The organism is Bradyrhizobium sp. 26S5, assembly GCF_036923295.1.
Classification (GTDB): domain Bacteria; phylum Pseudomonadota; class Alphaproteobacteria; order Rhizobiales; family Xanthobacteraceae; genus Bradyrhizobium; species Bradyrhizobium septentrionale.
The window spans coordinates 6,136,209-6,153,274 of sequence record NZ_CP145948.1 but is presented as its reverse complement, the minus strand read 5'-3'; the positions used below and the strand labels follow the sequence as shown (position 1 = coordinate 6,153,274).

The 17,066-nt window shown below is 59.9% G+C and carries 23 protein-coding genes and 1 tRNA gene; 17 read left to right on the top strand and 7 right to left on the bottom strand.

The genetic code is table 11. The features are described 5' to 3' along the window. Positions 1 to 55 precede the first annotated feature (55 nt). From V5279_RS28985 to V5279_RS28930, 12 genes are all read left to right on the top strand, one after another. Positions 56 to 1,207 (top strand): tyrosine-type recombinase/integrase, encoded by a 1,152-nt coding sequence (locus tag V5279_RS28985; RefSeq protein WP_338690436.1) that lies wholly within the window; start codon positions 56 to 58, stop codon positions 1,205 to 1,207. Positions 1,208 to 1,260: 53 nt separating this feature from the next. Further along, on the top strand, positions 1,261 to 2,034 hold the full coding sequence (locus tag V5279_RS28980; protein WP_338690434.1) for a hypothetical protein: 774 nt from the start codon (positions 1,261 to 1,263) through the stop codon (positions 2,032 to 2,034). Between the two features lie 147 nt (positions 2,035 to 2,181). Next, complete coding sequence (locus V5279_RS28975; RefSeq protein ID WP_338690432.1) at positions 2,182 to 2,403, top strand: hypothetical protein; 222 nt, start codon at positions 2,182 to 2,184, stop codon at positions 2,401 to 2,403. Continuing rightward, positions 2,403 to 2,591 (top strand): hypothetical protein, encoded by a 189-nt coding sequence (locus tag V5279_RS28970; RefSeq protein ID WP_338690430.1) that lies wholly within the window; start codon positions 2,403 to 2,405, stop codon positions 2,589 to 2,591. Before V5279_RS28975 ends, V5279_RS28970 begins: the two co-directional genes overlap by 1 nt. Beyond that, positions 2,588 to 2,806, top strand: a complete 219-nt coding sequence (locus V5279_RS28965) for a hypothetical protein (RefSeq protein WP_338690428.1) — start codon at positions 2,588 to 2,590, stop codon at positions 2,804 to 2,806. Before V5279_RS28970 ends, V5279_RS28965 begins: the two co-directional genes overlap by 4 nt. Next, positions 2,803 to 3,009 (top strand): hypothetical protein, encoded by a 207-nt coding sequence (locus V5279_RS28960; protein ID WP_338690426.1) that lies wholly within the window; start codon positions 2,803 to 2,805, stop codon positions 3,007 to 3,009. Before V5279_RS28965 ends, V5279_RS28960 begins: the two co-directional genes overlap by 4 nt. Continuing rightward, positions 3,009 to 4,331, top strand: coding sequence for a DUF3631 domain-containing protein (locus V5279_RS28955; RefSeq protein WP_338690424.1), 1,323 nt, complete (start codon positions 3,009 to 3,011; stop codon positions 4,329 to 4,331). The genes V5279_RS28960 and V5279_RS28955 overlap by 1 nt, the downstream gene beginning before the upstream one ends. Next, on the top strand, positions 4,328 to 4,696 hold the full coding sequence (locus tag V5279_RS28950; protein ID WP_338690422.1) for a hypothetical protein: 369 nt from the start codon (positions 4,328 to 4,330) through the stop codon (positions 4,694 to 4,696). The genes V5279_RS28955 and V5279_RS28950 overlap by 4 nt, the downstream gene beginning before the upstream one ends. A 56-nt stretch (positions 4,697 to 4,752) precedes the next feature. After that, on the top strand, positions 4,753 to 5,754 hold the full coding sequence (locus tag V5279_RS28945) for a hypothetical protein (protein WP_166206334.1): 1,002 nt from the start codon (positions 4,753 to 4,755) through the stop codon (positions 5,752 to 5,754). Then, the gene (locus V5279_RS28940; RefSeq protein ID WP_338690418.1) at positions 5,755 to 6,639 is read left to right on the top strand and encodes a head maturation protease, ClpP-related; all 885 of its coding nucleotides are present in this window, start codon (positions 5,755 to 5,757) and stop codon (positions 6,637 to 6,639) included. A 208-nt stretch (positions 6,640 to 6,847) separates the two neighbouring features. After that, positions 6,848 to 7,138, top strand: coding sequence for a hypothetical protein (locus V5279_RS28935; RefSeq protein WP_338690415.1), 291 nt, complete (start codon positions 6,848 to 6,850; stop codon positions 7,136 to 7,138). Between the two features lie 34 nt (positions 7,139 to 7,172). After that, positions 7,173 to 7,553, top strand: coding sequence for a hypothetical protein (locus tag V5279_RS28930; protein WP_338690414.1), 381 nt, complete (start codon positions 7,173 to 7,175; stop codon positions 7,551 to 7,553). Between the two features lie 94 nt (positions 7,554 to 7,647). Here V5279_RS28930 and V5279_RS28925 read toward each other — a convergent pair whose 3' ends face one another. Continuing rightward, on the bottom strand, positions 7,648 to 8,418 hold the full coding sequence (locus V5279_RS28925; RefSeq protein WP_338690412.1) for a hypothetical protein: 771 nt from the start codon (positions 8,416 to 8,418) through the stop codon (positions 7,648 to 7,650). Between V5279_RS28925 and V5279_RS28920 the strand changes: the two genes are divergently transcribed. Next, positions 8,417 to 8,653, top strand: a complete 237-nt coding sequence (locus tag V5279_RS28920; protein ID WP_338690410.1) for a hypothetical protein — start codon at positions 8,417 to 8,419, stop codon at positions 8,651 to 8,653. The genes V5279_RS28925 and V5279_RS28920 overlap by 2 nt on opposite strands. Before the next feature lie 206 nt (positions 8,654 to 8,859). On the opposite strand, the gene V5279_RS28915 is transcribed toward V5279_RS28920, so the two are convergent. Together V5279_RS28915 and V5279_RS28910 are read right to left on the bottom strand one after the other, a co-directional pair. Then, entirely contained in the window at positions 8,860 to 9,126 is a 267-nt protein-coding gene (locus V5279_RS28915; RefSeq protein WP_338690408.1) for a DUF3892 domain-containing protein, read from the bottom strand. A gap of 266 nt (positions 9,127 to 9,392) precedes the next feature. Further along, the gene (locus tag V5279_RS28910; RefSeq protein WP_176540384.1) at positions 9,393 to 9,611 is read right to left on the bottom strand and encodes a hypothetical protein; all 219 of its coding nucleotides are present in this window, start codon (positions 9,609 to 9,611) and stop codon (positions 9,393 to 9,395) included. 846 nt (positions 9,612 to 10,457) lie between these two features. Between V5279_RS28910 and V5279_RS28905 the strand changes: the two genes are divergently transcribed. Beyond that, on the top strand, positions 10,458 to 11,117 hold the full coding sequence (locus tag V5279_RS28905) for an NYN domain-containing protein (RefSeq protein WP_338690403.1): 660 nt from the start codon (positions 10,458 to 10,460) through the stop codon (positions 11,115 to 11,117). A gap of 369 nt (positions 11,118 to 11,486) precedes the next feature. Here V5279_RS28905 and V5279_RS28900 read toward each other — a convergent pair whose 3' ends face one another. After that, the gene (locus V5279_RS28900; RefSeq protein ID WP_166206313.1) at positions 11,487 to 12,284 is read right to left on the bottom strand and encodes a type I restriction enzyme HsdR N-terminal domain-containing protein; all 798 of its coding nucleotides are present in this window, start codon (positions 12,282 to 12,284) and stop codon (positions 11,487 to 11,489) included. 388 nt (positions 12,285 to 12,672) lie between these two features. On the opposite strand from V5279_RS28900, the gene V5279_RS28895 reads away from it, so the two are divergent. Beyond that, positions 12,673 to 13,188: a twin-arginine translocation signal domain-containing protein gene (locus V5279_RS28895; protein WP_338690399.1), complete on the top strand. Its 516-nt coding sequence runs from the start codon at positions 12,673 to 12,675 to the stop codon at positions 13,186 to 13,188. Positions 13,189 to 13,409: 221 nt separating this feature from the next. On the opposite strand, the gene V5279_RS28890 is transcribed toward V5279_RS28895, so the two are convergent. Further along, positions 13,410 to 13,496 (bottom strand) — tRNA-Leu (locus V5279_RS28890). A gap of 224 nt (positions 13,497 to 13,720) precedes the next feature. Between V5279_RS28890 and V5279_RS28885 the strand changes: the two genes are divergently transcribed. After that, positions 13,721 to 14,143 carry a twin-arginine translocation pathway signal gene (locus V5279_RS28885; RefSeq protein WP_338690397.1) on the top strand — a complete coding sequence of 141 codons (423 nt, stop codon included), beginning with the start codon at positions 13,721 to 13,723 and terminating at the stop codon, positions 14,141 to 14,143. Positions 14,144 to 14,197: 54 nt separating this feature from the next. On the opposite strand, the gene V5279_RS28880 is transcribed toward V5279_RS28885, so the two are convergent. After that, positions 14,198 to 15,400 (bottom strand): FAD-dependent monooxygenase, encoded by a 1,203-nt coding sequence (locus V5279_RS28880; RefSeq protein ID WP_338690395.1) that lies wholly within the window; start codon positions 15,398 to 15,400, stop codon positions 14,198 to 14,200. Between the two features lie 7 nt (positions 15,401 to 15,407). Further along, positions 15,408 to 15,653, bottom strand: a complete 246-nt coding sequence (locus tag V5279_RS28875) for a zinc-finger domain-containing protein (RefSeq protein ID WP_092115185.1) — start codon at positions 15,651 to 15,653, stop codon at positions 15,408 to 15,410. A 249-nt stretch (positions 15,654 to 15,902) separates the two neighbouring features. Between V5279_RS28875 and V5279_RS28870 the strand changes: the two genes are divergently transcribed. Then, positions 15,903 to 17,036, top strand: a complete 1,134-nt coding sequence (locus V5279_RS28870) for a hypothetical protein (protein ID WP_338690393.1) — start codon at positions 15,903 to 15,905, stop codon at positions 17,034 to 17,036. Positions 17,037 to 17,066 lie beyond the last annotated feature (30 nt).

Genomic DNA, 17,066 nt, shown 5'->3' with positions numbered 1-17,066 from the left:
GCTGCGACAGGGATAGCAGCTACCGCTGCGGACACAGTGCGGACACGACGTTCCCATGCCCGATAAAATCACAGACCGAGATGTACGGAATTTGCCGGCCCCGGCAAGCGGCAACCGGATCACCTACGACGGTGATGTGAAGGGCTTCGGAGTCCGGGTTACCAAAGCTGGAGCCAAGGCCTTCATCCTGAACTATCGCCGAAAGGCCGATGGGCTCGAGCGCCGCTGGACGATCGGTTCATTCCCAGACTGGACAATTGGGGCGGCGCGCGAGGAGGCGAAGCGCCTGAAGCGCGAGGTCGATAGGGGGGCGGATCCGGTAGGGCAACTCCAAACGGACCGCTCAGCGCCCACCGTGGCCGATCTGTGCACACGTTTTGAGAAGGAATACCTGTCGCGAAAGCGGCCCTCCACGCAGGCCAGCTACAAGCAGCAGATCGCAGCCGATATTCTGCCGTCCATGAAAAGGCTCAAGGTCGCCGCAGTCGCGTATTCCGACGTCGATGACCTGCACCGCACCATAAGCGAGCGCGCGCCGTACCATGCGAACCGGGTATTGGCACTCCTCTCCAAGATGTTCTCGCTCGCCATTCTTTGGCACTGGCGCACCGACAATCCTTGCCGTGGTGTGGAGCGCAATCCGGAGCATAAGCGAAAGCGCTACCTCACCACGGATGAACTCGGTCGGCTGGTCACCGCCCTGGACGGTCTGCCAGACGAGCAAAGCTCAAATATCATACGCCTGCTTTTGTTGACGGGCGCGCGCCGCGGGGAAGTTCTGGCGGCAAGATGGGGTCAATTTGATTTCACGCGTTCTGAATGGATCAAGCCGGGCGCGACCACCAAGCAAAAGACCGATCACGTCATCCCACTGTCAGCACCAGCGATGGAATTGCTGAAGGAGATGAAAGAGACCGGGAAAGGGGAGTATCTGTTTCCGTCTCGTGACGGTGGCCACAGGAAGGACGTGAAGGACAGTTGGTCGGCTCTTTGCAATGCTGCGAAGATTGACGGCCTGCGCCTTCACGACTTGCGTCATTCCTTCGCATCAATCCTGGCAACCGGCGGAGCGAGCTTGCCTCTGATCGGGACTCTATTGGGGCACACGCAGCCAAGCACCACTGCCCGTTACTCGCACATCTTTGACGAAGTGCAGCGCGCAGCCGCTGAGCGCGTCGGCGAGGTAGTCGGTGGAAAGGCGCGCTGATGCCGGTCCTCAGGTGCGGCGATCACGAAACCGATCTGGGATGCTATCAAACCATGATCGAGCTACTTTCGGTTATGGCTTGGCCTTCCGATGAGGTCGCGCGGAATCAGTTCACCGCGTCGGTGATGTCAGAGAACTTGGCTCGTTTGCAATCTTTAGAAGAACCTTTGCCCGATGCTGCGACCAACTGGATAGAAACGATAGAGTTTGTAGAAGATCATGAAGAGTGCTTCAGCACTTCAGGATTTGTCGAAAACTGGTTTCTAGAAGTGGGAGGATTTAGGTCAGTAGCGCGAGCTGGGGGACTCGAAAATCTCGAAGCTATAATCGCTGGTTGCGAGAAGGGCTGGTTGAGCACTGGCTTGATCCTCGCGCTGGTGAGGCGAATGGATGAGCACCATCCGGACCTCGTTGGCGGAGCAAGCGTGAGCAAGGCACTGCATATCGTCGAGACCGTAGAGGTTCCTCTAACCATTCGAAACAAGAGGGACCTACAAAAAGCCTGGAAGGCATATAAGCCGGTTGCTCATTTTTGTGCCGCCCTTTTCGACAGAGTAATCAGATCGGCGGCAGATCCAGGAGCCGACGCCCCCGATGATGATCCGCTGAACGATATGATGAGCTTTTTAGGGGAGGCTGATGCGTACCTAAATTTTGGTACTTCTTTCATACCCGCTCGAACGGAATCGACTTTGTTAGACCCAGGCGAAGTTTGGGACATTCCGCATGACGCCATAATCATCCCGACCGCATTAGTACCAGCCCCTCTGTCGGGAGAACTGCTCGCTGCCGCACAGTCGTATAAGGCGCCCGTTCCTTCCAATTAAGACTAGTGGGTTTGGTCAGCCCACTAGATAACGATCCATCCCCATCAATGGTAATGGTCGTTGCCGTCTGAATATTTCGCTCCCTGTCACCCATAACGACAGGAAACGGCAAATCCTGTCACCACCAAACGACAGGAGATGGCAAAAGTGACGGACCTCACCGCTAACATCCTTGATGGCTATATCGAAGAAAGCCAATTCGCCGCTCTGAATGGCATCAGCCGGCGCACGTCGCAGCGTTACCGGGATATGCCGGATGGGCTTCCCCACGTCCGGTTCGGCGGCCAAATCTTCATCCCGATTGAAGGCTCGAAACAGTGGCTGAAGGATCGCGTTAAGCGCCGCAACCCCGGGCGGAGGGCGGCATAATGGAAAACCCCGCCTTTTCAGACGGGGCTCCGAAGTCGGATCAGAAGCTCGGCAGCATCTCGATCAGTTCGGACCATAGCCCCAGCCTGCAATATCTTCAAGCAGTCAAGATCACCAAGCGTTGCGCGGTGTCGATTGCGATGGCCGCGACCTTGGCCCCCATTCTGTTCGGGGAGCACCAGCAATGAGCAAGGACATACAGGAGATCATTTCGCGCGCCGTCGGCGGCAAGGTCGGAGTTTCCCTGATCCGCGATCCAGCAAGCGGCGATGTGCACTACTCGGTTTGCTACGAAAGCCGCGCGCTGTTCTGGCAGAGCAAGCACAGATTTCAGGAAATCGAGCACGCGCAGGCTGCGGCTCTCGCTCTGGGTGACTTCCTGGGGGCGAGGATCGCACTATGAGCAACAAACAATTTGTTCTCGCAGCGCTTCGCTGCACAGCTCTTCGCGTCCAGCTGATCCGCGAAGAGATCAACGTCATTGGCGTAGCTCTGGCCGGCGAGATGATCACTCCGGAGGCTGCCATCGAATGGTGCGACGACGTCGCGCCCGGTTGTCTCGAAGTGGTGATCAACACGTCTAATGAACTGTCGGAGGTAGCGTGATGGATATCAGCACCGCCGACAACATCGAGCTTGATCGCATTGTAGAACAGGTCGATCTTAGTCAGGGCGAACGAGTACTCCGCGACGTCTATGAGTTTATTGGCTGTTACGTGCGTTACCCTAGCGATCACGCTCAAATCGCGCACGCATTGTGGATAGGTCACGCGCATTGCATGCAGCATTGGCACACCTCGCCACGGCTTGCGTTCATGTCGGAGGAGAAGGAGAGCGGCAAGACCAGAGGGCTAGAAGTCACGGAGCCACTGACGCCTGGAGCTTTGCTCAGTTTCAATCTGTCGCCGGCGGCTCTCGTTCGAAAGGTGGCCGAGGGCGGGCACACCATCTTGTTTGATGAGATCGACGCACTTTTCGGCAACAGCAAGCGCGAGGAAGGCAACCTCGATGTTCGATCTATCCTCAATTCGGGATACAAGCGCGGCGCCAAGGCATATCGTTGTATCACCGTCGGTAAGCGCATTGAGGTAGAGGAGTTGGACTCGTTCGCTCCGGTCGCGCTCGCTGGTCTGAAGGATCTTCCTGACACACTCGCCTCTCGCGCGATCATCATTCGAATGCGCCGGAGGGCGCCGGATGAGCAGGTGGAACAGTTTCGGACTCGAATGATCCAGCCGATCGCCACCGGCATCTATGACAAGATTGCCAGCTGGGCCGCCTCGTTGCCGGACTTGAGCGGTACCACGCCGGAGATGCCGGCCGGCGTCACCGATCGGGCGGCCGAGTGCTGGGAGCCGCTCTTGCTCGTCGCGGAGGCCGCGGGCGGCAAGTGGCCGCAGCTGGCGCGAAAGGCCGCAGTGCACTTCACGCAGGGTGGCAAGTCCGAGACCATGTCGCACGGCGTTGAACTCCTGGATCACGTCCGGGACGCATTCGGCACCGATGCGAAGCTGTGGACGGATAGCCTGTTGCAGCGGCTGCACGACCGACCGGAATCGCCATGGAAGAACATTGGCGGGCGACCGCTCGATGACCGCGGGCTCGCGAAGCGACTGAAGGGGTACGGGATCAAGTCCTGCGACGTCAAAATCTCAGGGACCAACAAGAAGGGATACCAGGCCGAGAGCTTCGCAGACGCGTGGAAACGCTACCTGCCCATTATGAGCGCTACCAGCGCTACCAGCGCTACCGAATTGAACAGTCAAAACAATCCGGTAGCCGAGGTAGCGCAGGTAGCGCACACAGGACGCTGTGCTCACTGCGGTGGCAACGGCAGCACCGTTGAAGTCTTCCAGGGCGAAAGCGGTGTGCATCTCCATCGGGATTGTATTCATGGATGGCAGATCGGGGAGGGCGGCTCGGCGTGACCGTGCACACCGACCTGCACCGCCTCGCGGAGGCGATCGCCGCCGGCGCCGACCTAACATCGGAGGAACGCGCCGCTGCCGCGCAGGCGTTGCGCGCGATCAGCAGGCCGCGGAATGCGACCCGGGACGAGATCCTAGCCGACGGCATGGCGCGCTTCTGCGGTCACCTGCCGTCTGCGCGCGCCCAGGCTGAGGCGTTCGGCGCGGGTTGGCGGCGATATGAGGCCGGCGCCTGGCTACACGAGCGGCTGCTCGACCAGCCACCGGCGCGGAGGGTCGGCAAGATCGAGTACGTTTATTGGCAAGCCCTCAAAATTTATCCACACGTTCTCGGCGCTGAGCGGCTCCGGCGGCTCGTGGGTTAAGTGACTTAACCCAGAAAACGACGAATCGTTAGCTCGACACCAAGCGAGGAATTCTCATGGTCACCGGCCCCGCCACAGCCTTATCGAATGCCACCGCCGCGGCAGCAACTGCGATGGTCGCTCCCATCGTCGGTGGAGGATCGCAAGGCAAGCTGCCCCACGCAGCGCTGCTCCGCTACGAGGAATTGCAGCAACTGAAAAGGGAGGCTCACGCCAGTTATATGTTGGTGATGGAGGAACTTTTCGAGTTGCGTCAGGAGCGGACGCTGCTGAAGCAGACCATCATTCAAAGGAAATCGGTGCACGGCATCGAAGATGGACATCCCGCACTGGCTACCGAAGCGAACAGAATGGCGGCCATCGATCGCCGCCTTCCATCTCTGCAGAAACGCCATGATAATTTGCAGCCAGTGTGGGCCGAGATAGCAGGATTGACCGGCGCTATCGATGATTGGCTGCGCGCCGCACCCGCCGGGCTGACTGTCTACAACGGGCCCGCTCCGACCTTGAAAGCGAAAGAAACGCTGCCCCAAGCAGTTGAACGTTGCAGGCGTCGTGCTCGTGAACTGGATGCCGACCTTCAGAAATACCGCGCAGCGCCGATCACATCGGCTAAGGCAAAGGAACTGATCCGCGCCGAGATTGACCGGATTGCAGCCGCCGGCGAACCCGACCTAACCAATCTCGTCGACTATGGCGAAGGCATTCACTGGCCCGTTCAAGCCATAGCCGGAGTTGGATACAAGCTATCGGGTAAGGGATCTGTTGGGCCGCATACTGCATTCGACGGCCTCGCGGTCGACATCTGGCGGAATCGGGACGCATACATCGCGAGGCTTGAGCAACTGTTCAATGAAAAGTACGCGGACGACAGCTCAGCCCTTGACGATGCCGACCGTGCGCGCCTGATCTCCGAAGCAGAGCGCGACCTGCTTGCAGCAGCTTATGACGAGGAAAGCTTCATCCGCACGAGCGAGGAAGCTGGCCTCGCTATTCAACGTCGCCGGGACGCGCCCCCTGCGGCGGTACTCGGTGTCGAAGTAGAAGGGGCGGTCTAAATGCCGAGCATTGCACGAAACGGAGAGATACTCCTGTCCGGCGCTGTCGGTGACGGCTTTTCGGGCGAATTCTTCACCTATCTCGACGTGGTCGAAGCTCTCGCCTCCCTCGGCCGAAGCAGAGACGTCACTGTCCGGATCAATTCTGGGGGTGGAAGCGCTGCCGACGGGATCGCAATCTTCAATGCCCTGGATAGCCACAAGGGCAACGTGACCGTTGTCGTCGAATCCATCGCCGCGTCTGCGGCCTCGGTGATCGCCATGGCGGGGCAGAAAATTGTCATGAGAGCAGGCTCGATGATGATGATCCACGATCCCTCCGCCCTGACAGTCGGCAACTCGCAGGACCACGCGAAGAGCGTCGAAATGCTCGAGACCATGGCTAACTCCATGGCGGACATCTACGCGGAGAAGACCGGCCGGCCCGTTGCCGAGATCAGGGCGGAAATGAAGGCCGAAACCTGGATGTCAGCGCAGGAGGCCGTAGCAAAAGGGTACGCGACCAGGACTGATACTGCTCGCTCAAAGGAGCCGAGTGCCTTTGACTACAGATTGTATCAGCGGCCCCCGGACCGCATGGCGGCGCTCGCCGATGCGCGGGGATGGACGCAATCCGGCGCGGCCGTTACCGCCGAACGCCAGCGCGCTGCCGACATCCACGCGGCGTGCCAGATGGTAGGCAGGTCAGACAGGGCGACGGCCTTCATAGCCGAAGGCAAGTCGCTGCGCGACGTGACAGCCATCCTTCAAACCGAGCGAGTATCGGCCGAGGAAATCCACACTCGACCAGCGACGAAGTTTGACCAGCCTTCCGCGCTTGACCGGAGCGTCGCTGAGATCAATGCCCGCTTCGACGCCAACCACCTTGTGCGGGGGGGTCGGTAAATATGCAGATCGTCTGTACCGCGAATGGGGAAGCTCCATCCCCTCCTGACCAGGCGCGTTGCGGACGTGGGCACGCCCTCTGCTTTGGGTTGGCGGGGCGTGCCCATCAAATCGCAGGGGACTTCCTTCCCCCTGACGGCGCAAGGGCCACGAAGGGGTGCGGTGCTCTCGTGGCACCGCACCCTGTGCAACCACCAGCGAGCCATCAATGACAATCTACGCCTCTTGCTATTCTGCGGATGTCACCGACGGCCTCTTGCCAGGCGCAGCCATCTGCGGCCGCGGCGACGATGAAGCAAAGACCCTCCAGTATTTCACCGCCGAGCCGAGCCAGGACGGGCAGGCCTGGGTGGTCCATGAATGGCTCAAGCGGGTCAAGGGCAAGGAGGTTGGCCGCTTTCCCGACCTCGACGCAATCGAGGCTTGGCTGCGCTGCCCCCCAGAGCAAAAGGTACTTCCCAGTTCCTGGAGCGATACGGGGGAGCTGAGCGCAACATAAAATCAGAGCCAGACCTCCAAATTGATCGAACGGCATGAGCAACAACACGGCATCGTCAGTCTCACTCAGCGCGCTGGCTAAGATCCTCGGTCGCTCAAAATCGGGGCTCTGGTGGTTGGAGAAGTCCGGCCATATCAAACGGAATGCATTGGGGAAATTCGACATCGCAGAGGTCCAGCGAGCGATTGCCGAAACGGTCGACCAGACGATGGCGCACCGTCGCAAGGTGCGGGCTCCCGTTCGAACAGCAGCTGTTCGAACAACGCTGGAAGAACGTCGATCGAACGGGGACGACGAGGTCCTGGTCGATGGCAAGTGGATGCCGATCGAACAGGCGATCGCCCTACGCGACCGGTATCTCGCCTTGGCGGCAGAACTGAAGGAACGGCGCGAGAAAGCCGGGGAACAGGAATAGGAGATCGACCATGGCTGACCGGATCGTCCAGCGCATCCTTGCTTGGATACTGGCCGAAATAGGCCACTCGCTATTTCAAAACAGGCCATTCTCATCAATCTGGTTCTGGACCGTCATATCCGGATGGTGGCCGCACGGTTCGCCATCGAGCTGCGATCTCGTCGCAGGCGTCCGCAACGTTCCGGAGCTTCTTCACGAAGCTTCCCGGCGGCTTATGTGCAATTCCGCCGAACACGTCTACCGCAAAGCAAAGAGTGGGATCGGCATCTCCCATGCATTCGAGGAAGCGGCCAGCATACGTGTGTAGCAGCCCGGCGATAATCTTCGACCGTTCAAGTCGCGCGTTTGTGGATGTCTCGCCCTTGGAGAACAAGAGAACGGCCCCGCCAACGGCCTTCTTGCCCCCGACGGGTTGCCGATGAATGGTGAAGTCAAGGGAGACGCTGATTCTTGTCGGCCAAAGATCAAGAAGGGGCTGGCGGCCATGCACCGGACGACAATCAAGCTTGCTGAATCCAAGCTTGTTGTAGTGGCGCTGGAATGCTTCGATTGCTTCAATCGAGCCGCGACTATCGCGCTTCATCCAGGTGGATGCACCCGGCTTCGCTTCCCGCTTTTCCAGAGCGACAACCGCGTCGGCCAGATGGCCGTAACTTCGCGTGCCGTCGCCAAGGAAATTAACGAGTCCTTCTCGCCCCATCCCGTACTGTGCGACGATGGATTTTTTAGGAAAGCGCGCATCGCGAATGATGCCAGTGCGTCGGGTCGAAGAAGTCGATGGGCTCAAATATTCGGCCATCTGATTGGCCGAGAGCTGCGGCGACGCTCGATACGAGAATTTCGGTTTATCTTCGGTGGGTGCCATGGATGATATCTTTCTAACCAAACGAATCGACAATCAAAGGTTGATATGTATATCACCTCTCCCCGCTAAGCTGTACAAAGAGGCTGGGGGTAAAGGCCTTGGCGGTGAATTTGGCTATTTCATCTACGAGACAAGCGTTGACCACCCTGAGGCTGGGATTGAGGTAATCGGTAAGGCCGCCTCTCTCGAAGCGGCCCTGAGGTTGTTTGAGGTTATTGGCGGGGACGAGGGCTAACGTCCCTCCCTGAATTACCGTGAACTTTCGACGACGATCCGGAGGGGTTTCCGTAGGCAGCCCGGGGCCACAGAGAGCGCGGCGTCCACAAGCTGCGCAATGGTCCAAGCCTTGTCTGCGACGCCCAGCGCCTTCGCTGGCGTCGTGCGCAGGGGACCGCCGCCCCCGTGTGACCACGACTTCAAGTCACATTACGACCACGCCGGTCACGAGCAATCCTGAAGACTCAGAAGATTATCGGGAAGAAAACGATCGTTCTCGGTCTTGAGGTACTCGCGACCATCGTGTTTTTTGACGATCACCTTGACTGTCTTGCCCTGCTCAGTGACATCGTAAGCGCTTTTGTCGTGTTTGACGTTTGCAATGGCTGTTTCTTCCGAGTCTTGCCATCCTGAACCACCGACTGCTTGAATACGCCGATGGCGGTCTTGATGGATAGGCAGCCTGGTAATGCAGGTAATCCGGCGAGTCATGGCTCACTCCTATTCGTCTCCCTCGGCAGAACGGCATCTCAGCAAATCCCCAATCAACCAAGTGAGGATACGGCGAGCAGCCTTACGGCCCGACGTGCGTCACTATTATCCCGACCAGCAGGACGGCGCTTAAGACCGCAAGGCCAATACAAATGCGAGCCGGGATTGAATAAGAACGGAAGTGTGGTTGTTCGAATATGCCACGCACCTCTGAGTTCTTTCTTTGGGCGTCGCGGGCTTCGGGATTGCGGCCTCTCACTGTCGCTTTAGCTCTCCCGCGTCGCGACAAGGTCTCGTCCGAGAATGCCGACCCGTTTGTTCAGCGCGTGGCGCAACGCATTGCCCTCACATGCCGTCATCCTGCCAGCAGACCGCTCGGACATACAATCCATCATGACCCGTTGAATCTGGACTAGCGTCATACTTTCGATCTGGGCAATGCGCTTCTTAACTTCGGCGCGCAAGTTGGCAGTCTCTTTAGACATCGTCAGATCCTGATGCTCCACGGAGTCCAGCCCGAAAGGCTAACGACGTTTGACGGTACAGCATCAACATTGGATCGGGCTCCTACCTACTCTAGGGGGGGCAGCCGGCCGACCGTCGCGGTCAGACGACACCAGGCTCACATGCTCCTCCATCCTTCAAGCCAGAGGTCCGAAACGCCGGGCTTCGCTCGGTCGCCAGCCTGATCCGGCCGACCTCGCGCGCCTCGTGGATTACGACGTGGTCGTTCTCGGAGCTTATAACCGACTGACCGTGGGCGGAGGAACAGTTCCATTCGTTATATTCCGACGAACGATCGGCAGTTTCGGGCTGGGAACGTTGACTGTAGACGTCCCATAATTGCGGATGATTTACCTAGGAGTTTTCGAGATGACGTAAGCCTGATGTCAGCTGGAAATGTTTAGATACACAAAGACTCCAACGGCCCCGGTTTCGTACCGCTCTGGGGCCGTTTTTTTTGATGGTCGCGGCAAATAGGAAAGACCCCGCCACGCCGCGCTGGGAAAGCACAGCCTCAAGAACAATGACGGGAAAGGCGTGGAGCGGGTTGGAGAAGCAAGCCCCGCGCGATGGGCAATAAAAGTGAGGCGTTGACTTTTTGCACACAATATATGCTGCGCTGTATAGCGTTCAGATTGCCGAAGGGGTTGAAAAATTGAACAAATCCGGCTTTGTTCCGGTTGTGATATTCGTGGAACACCTGCAAAAGTTTAATCTTCGGAACGGCCAGCGGAGTTGACGGTTCTTTAGGGACGACCCTATATTTGGGGTCGGAATAGCCCCCCGTCGGACTTGGCCAGAAATGGTCCCCGGCGGGGTTTTCTTTTATGGCGGCACAAGACGAGCCAGCAATAAAGAACGTGATGGCCTTCTTTGATGGCCAGAACTTATTTCAGCATGCCAAAGAAGCCTTTGGCCACCACCATCCAAACTACGATCCAGCCAAATTACACAAGGCCGTTTGTGCCGCGAATAACTGGCGGGCGACTCTCACTCGCTTTTATACGGGGGTGCCGACAGCAATAGAGTCCCCGATGTGGGCGGCATATTGGTCAAATAGGGTGTTGGCTCTCAAGAGGGCCGGTGTCGTAGTGACAACGCGTCAGCCCAGGTATCGGAGAGAGCAACTATTTGACGGGAATGGGGACCCTATTCTTGAGCCCGATGGGAAGCCCAAAATCATTACGACGCCGCAAGAAAAGGGAATCGACGTTCGCCTCGCACTCGATCTCGTTTCTTTAGCGCGAAAAAAGCAGTTCGATATTGCACTTGTCTTTAGCCAAGACCAAGACCTTCAAGAAGTGGTTCACGAAATAGCCGACATATCAAAGGAACAAGATCGGTGGATACGTGTAGCCTGCGCCTTCCCATCGGGGGGTAATGCATCGTCAGGGCGCGGCATAGATAAGGTTGATTGGTTTCGTATGGATCAAACATTTTATGACGCCTGTCTCGATCCTCGCGACTATAGACCAAAACGAGCGTGAACTAATTCTCGATATGCCGCTGCCAATAGCCGGTGAAGTCCACCCACTTGCCGCCGCTTCTAAGGCTAGCCTGGCAATTCCCGCTTTTTGGCCCGCAATCCTATTGGGTCCCGATCTCACGCCGACGATTTCGTGGCGGTGAGCCAAGAAGATCCGGCAGAGTTGGCAACTGGGGACTCGGCTCGAGACCCGGCTCCGTGGCCGGTTCGTCCTGGCCCTTCGCCTGGTGTCGGCGGCTGATCACAAGGCCAATGAGGCCGACGACTACCAGCACGGCTCCTGCGAGAATGAGCCAGTGCGGTAATTGCAGCCATCCTGTCGCGGTCTTGATCATATCCGCCTACTTCTTGGCCTTCAGCCCGATGTCGACTACCCAGCGGACGGCGCGTCTGCAGCTACCGCAGCCACCGTGATTGTGGCATCAGCCTTCTCTTTTTCGGCAGTCTTCTGTAGCTTTTTCACATATGCCGCTGCAGCAGTCGCCTCCTCGCTATCGATGAGTTCGCGTTTCACGATTTCATTCTCTAACAGCGAAGACAAATATTCCGAATCCAATCTTATGCCGGAGAGCCGACGAACTTCCTTACGGATCGACTCCACTATCTTTTCAGTTCGTAATACGGCCGCCACTGTATACTTGCTGCTCGTCTGCTTTTCGTTCAACAGCTCCGTCAGCGAGTCTTTCGAATATCCTTCAGAACTGAGGCTGCCAAAGCACCCAATAGTATCTTCGTCTTTGCTATCGCAGGATAGGATATTGATCTCGAATACGAGCGTCTTATCGATCGGCTTCGCAAATCTCAGATTATACAGGCGCCATACTGCTCCATTCGAGAGAACGACCCAAGAAACTCCTTCGTTCGCAGCATAGTCGATGGCCTGCTTGACGTGAGAGTCCTTGAGCTCAACCCCTATTGCTTTTGCCTCGATCAAGAATCGTTTTTTATTGTCGACTGTCACGATGCGGTCAACATAGGTTCCGCGGATTGCGTGCTCGCTAGAAACCTCCTTGTATTTGTCGTAGCCCAATGCATCGCAGAGAAAGTCGGTGATGATGGTAACGGTATCTGACTCGCCGATGTCCCGTTGCTTCGCGGCCCCCAGCACTTTCTGATATTTTTTTAGCTGTGCGGATATGCGCGCAGAAACTCTCGCCGGAATTCCCATGGTACCCCCGCTAAAAACAACTTTCTGAAAGCGAGCATGATCTCGCCTCCTGGTTGTTCACGCAAGGGATTAGAGAGTACTTCCGTGCGACTACGGTGCGCCGGCTTCGCTACTTGCCCTTCGCCTTCAGCCCGATCTCTACCAACCGAACTATTGCAGGTGATCGCGCCGGCGTGTCGTCCTGGCGGCCCGCCCAAGCCTCTACGGCCTCAAGCACATCTTTTGGGATGCGGATCGTGACTGCTGGGTCTCGACCCGTTGCGGGACGACCGCGTCTTTTTTGGTGTACCGTAATTGACTTTCCCATAATTGCGGTGTACCAAAAAAGCAGGCCGGACGGAAGCGGAACTTCCGAGCCGGCCCTAACCAGCAACACGGAGCGTGATCCATGTCACGGGCTAAGACCACAGATACCACATCGAGACGGCGGTTTCTCGCCGGTACCGCCGCCGCGGCCGCCCTGGCCGGCGCTCCCGCGCTTTCGGCCGAGCCACCCGTGGATCCGGCTCTGGACGCCATCGCCCGGCATCGGCAAGCCTTTGCCGACCTGTTGGCGGCGATCACCGCTACCGACAACACCGATCCCCACACGGACGCACGTTCCGACGCGGAAGATCGCCAAACCGAGGCCTGCAGTCATGAGACTGATATGGCTTGGGAACTGGCTGGCACGACACCGACGACAACCGCCGGCATCGCCGCCGTGTTGGAATATGTCAACCGGTACGAGACCGCCGGCGAACTGTGGCCAAACGTCCACGACTGCACCGGTCCTAGGAGCTGGCACTTCAAGCTGAGGCAAACCATGGCTCGGGCTGCGGCCAAGCTGAGTGGGGCCGCAGGCTTCGAGCAGGCCGACGCCCGCGACGTCCAGCTGGTCGAGCACCTCGGCACGGTAAACTGAGCACCACGTCAACCGGCTGAGAGGACTCGGTTTTATCCGCCAATCTCAATCAGAGAGCACCACCCAATGCCCGGGCCAGTCCCGGGCATTCGCATTTGTGAGGGGCAACTGCAGGATTCGAGACGAGGATTCGCGATTTTGCGGACACAGTGCGGACACGCCATGTCCGGGCAATCACACGATGTCATCGCTAGAATAGCGTAAGCCTTTGATTTCAAGGCTGGTGCGGGCGGTGGGAGTCGAACCCACACGACGTTGCCATCGAGGGATTTTAAGTCCCTTGCGTCTACCAGTTCCGCCACGTCCGCATTGCGCCAGGCGCGCCGATTTCTAGCGCGTTTGAGCGCGAAGTGGAATTGTCATTATCCGGTGCTAACAGGTGCGGTTTCAAAGACTTAAACAGTGGCCAGCAATTCCATTTGCTTCGGCCGCCCCGCATTGGGATAAGCAGCGCGCCGCCGCGATTGAGCCTCAATCCGGACACCGGCGGCTGCTTTAGGCAATCTCAACACTGTCTGATTAAGAAAGCCGAATGTCTGTTCGTTTCCCACGCCGCTCAAAGATGTCGCGCGCGGCGGCCGTCATTGTGCTGCTCGCCTCGGCCGCGGGCGTTTCCGGCTGCGCACAGATCGGCGACACCATGTCGCCGGCGTTCGCCGATCCCGCCAAATACGACCTTTATGATTGCAAGCAGCTTGAGACCGAGCGCAAGAACCTCGCGACCCGCGCGACCGATCAGGAGAAGCTGATGGCCAAGGCGGAGACCGGCGTCGGCGGTACCGTGGTCTCCGAGATGGTCTATCGTAACGAGCTGATCTCGATCCACGCCCAGCAGAAGCTTGCCGATCAGGCCTGGCGCAGCAACAAGTGCCATGAAAGCCCGCCGGACGAGACCGCTGCGGCCGCAGCGCCCGGCGCGCCGGGGGCACGCGCCCCGCGGGGCGTCGTCCACTAAACTCAGCGCGTTCGAGCGAAGCCGATCGCTGTTCGCGCGCGTTCAGCTGATGGTTCAAACGCGCCAGTCGTAGATCCAGTCCTGTCGCGCCAGCATGCGCTCTGGACCGATGGCGCGGATCGCGAGATCGCGCGCGATCGCGAGCGGCCCGCGCAGGTGATAGATGCGGCCCTGCTGCCGGGCCAGGCGCTGGACCTTCAGTACGCGCCTGCGCCGCATCTCGGCGTAGCGCTTCAGCGCGGCGGGAATGCCTGAGGTGTTTTCCCCGGTGCAGTCGCCGAGCGCCTTGGCGAGGACGGCGGCATCCTCGATTGCCATGCCGGCGCCCTGTGCGGCGAACGGCAACATCGCATGCGCGGCATCGCCGAGCAGCGTCACCGCGCCTTCGCTCCAGCGGCCGATGTCGGGCAGGGTGAACAGCGCCCATTTGCGCCAGCCATCGACGGCGCCGATCAGCATCCGCGCGGTCGCTGGCCAGCGCGCCGTGGCGAACGCGCCCTTGATCTCGTTGATGTCGCCGGGCGCGCTCCAGCCCGGCCGGTTCCAGGTGCCTGCGACGATCGCGACCACGTTGATCTGGCGCCCACCCGAGATTGGATAGGCCACGAGATGGGCGTCCGGCCCCATCCAGAGCTGGACGCGCGGCGCGGTGTATTCACGCGGCAGGGCAGTTGCCTCCAGCGTGCCGCGCCAGGCAATCAGGCCGGAGAATTGCGGCTGTACATCCGGAAACAAATGCCCGCGCACGGCGGACCAGATGCCGTCGGCGCCGATCAGCGCAACCGCCAATTCCTCCTGCCGTGCGTTGCCGCGGCGCTGCACCACCGTCAGCCCCTTGGCGTGCTTTGTCACATCCTCGAACTGGCAGCCGAGCCGCAGGTCGATATCGGGGTGGTCGCTGACCGCGGCCTGCAGTGCGGCCTGCAGGTCGGCGCGGTGGATCACCCAATAGGGGGCGCCGGCGCGGAACTCGGCCGCCTGGCCGAGCGGCATCCGCGCGATCTCGCCGCCGACCCGCGCGCTCAGGATGTTGACGGATTCAGGCGTGACCGCGCGCCGCGCAAGCGGTTCCTTGAGCCCGAGCCCGACCAGGATCCGGCTGGCATTGGGAGAGAGCTGGATGCCGGCGCCGGCTTCCTCGAGCCGCTCGGCCTTCTCCAGCACGACGACGCGAAAGCCTTGTGCCGCCAGTGTCAGCGACGCCGTCAGTCCTCCGATCCCGGCGCCTGCAACGATGACGGTTCGCGTCAGCGCCACGGAGCGGTCAGGCGACCTTGTCTTTCAGCACGCATTCCGGCGGCCGCGCTTCGCCGGCAGCGAGGTCGGACGCGAAGCGATAAAGCGTCGAGCAGTACGGGCAGATGATCTCGCTGTCGTTGCCGAGGTCGAGGAACACGTGCGGGTGGTCGAACGGCGGGTTGGCGCCCACGCACATGAACTCCTGCGATCCGATTTCGATCACCGAGACACCGGCATCGTTATGGAAGTGCGGGACGACGTGGTCGGACATATTCTCACCTTGGTGGCAACGATGGGCAGACGCAATCGACAGCATGCGGCATCGCGAAATGCCGCGCACCATACTGGCGGGAACAGTTGATTCCTAGAGCCCCGACGGCTCATTTGCTCATGCAAATTCGACACAATCTTGTCGTCCCAGAGAAGCCCTTCTTTGGTCGGAGCCGTTGTGTCGCAAAAACGGCACACTATTTCCAAGGCGAACTGAACGAGGCGAATTAAACTTGAGGTTTCAAGCGGAATGAACGGGGTTCGCCTCAGTCTTGCGGTGGCCGGCCTGGCAACGAGCGCTGCCATCGGCGCGGTCATTTGGCCGCATGCCCATGATGCTGGCACGATCCTCGCCGCGCGGGACGATCCCGCCGAGCTCGCCGACCTCAGGATCAATTCCGTGGTGCGCAACAACCCGGCGTTGATTTCGGACAATATCGAGGCGGCACTGGCCGCGGGGGATGCCGACCTTGCGACGAGCTTTGTCGCGCTCGCCGCCGAGAAGGACATCGCGCTCGGCGATGAGCTCACAAGGCGGGTCGACGAGGCGCGCGCCGAGCAATCGTCCACCACGCATTTCGCCAAGGGGTTCGCCACTGGCCTCGTGACCGGCAACGCCGACGATGTCGCAAGCCTGTCCGGCACGGTTGCGGGCGACCTGTTCGTGTTCGGCGATGTCAGGGACGTCGTGCGCGAGGGCAAGCATCTCGTGATGGGCGAGGACACCGACCAGCTGGTGCTTGGGCTTGCGGCCGCCGGGCTCGCGGTGACGGCGGCGACCTATGTGTCGGTCGGCGGCGCCGGGCCGCTGCGCGCCGGGCTGACGCTGGTCAAAGATACGCGCAAGGCGGGACGGCTGAGCGAAGGGCTGATCGAATGGGCCGGGCGTTCGACCCGCGAGGTCGTCGACCAGCCGGCGCTGCGCGAGGCGGTCGCCTCCGGCTCGGTGCTTCGCCCGGCAGAGACCGCAACCGCGATCCGCGCGGCGTTCCGCGCCGAGAAGGCCGGGGCGCTGGTGCGCGTCGCCAAGGACGTCGGACGCGTCGGCGAGGCCGCCGGGATTCGTGCCGCACGGGACACGCTGAAGGTCGCGGAGAACCCGCAGGAGATCGCGCGCGCGGCTCGGCTCGCGGAGGCGAAGGGCGGCCAGACCCGCGCGATCCTCAAGCTGCTCGGCCACGGCGCGCTGCTGCTCGCGGCCGGCACGTTCAATCTCACCATGTGGCTGTTCGGTGCGCTGCTTGCGCTGTTCGGCTTCCTGTCCTCGATCAAGGCGACCACCGAACGGGCTACCGCGTGGTGGCTCAGGCGGAGTAAGGCGCGTCGCCTGCAGCGGCAGATGTCCGCTCAGGTTGCGCTGGCGGGTTCTGCCGCCCAGGGCTAAGCTCGCGGTCGGCTTTTCGATCGCCAAACT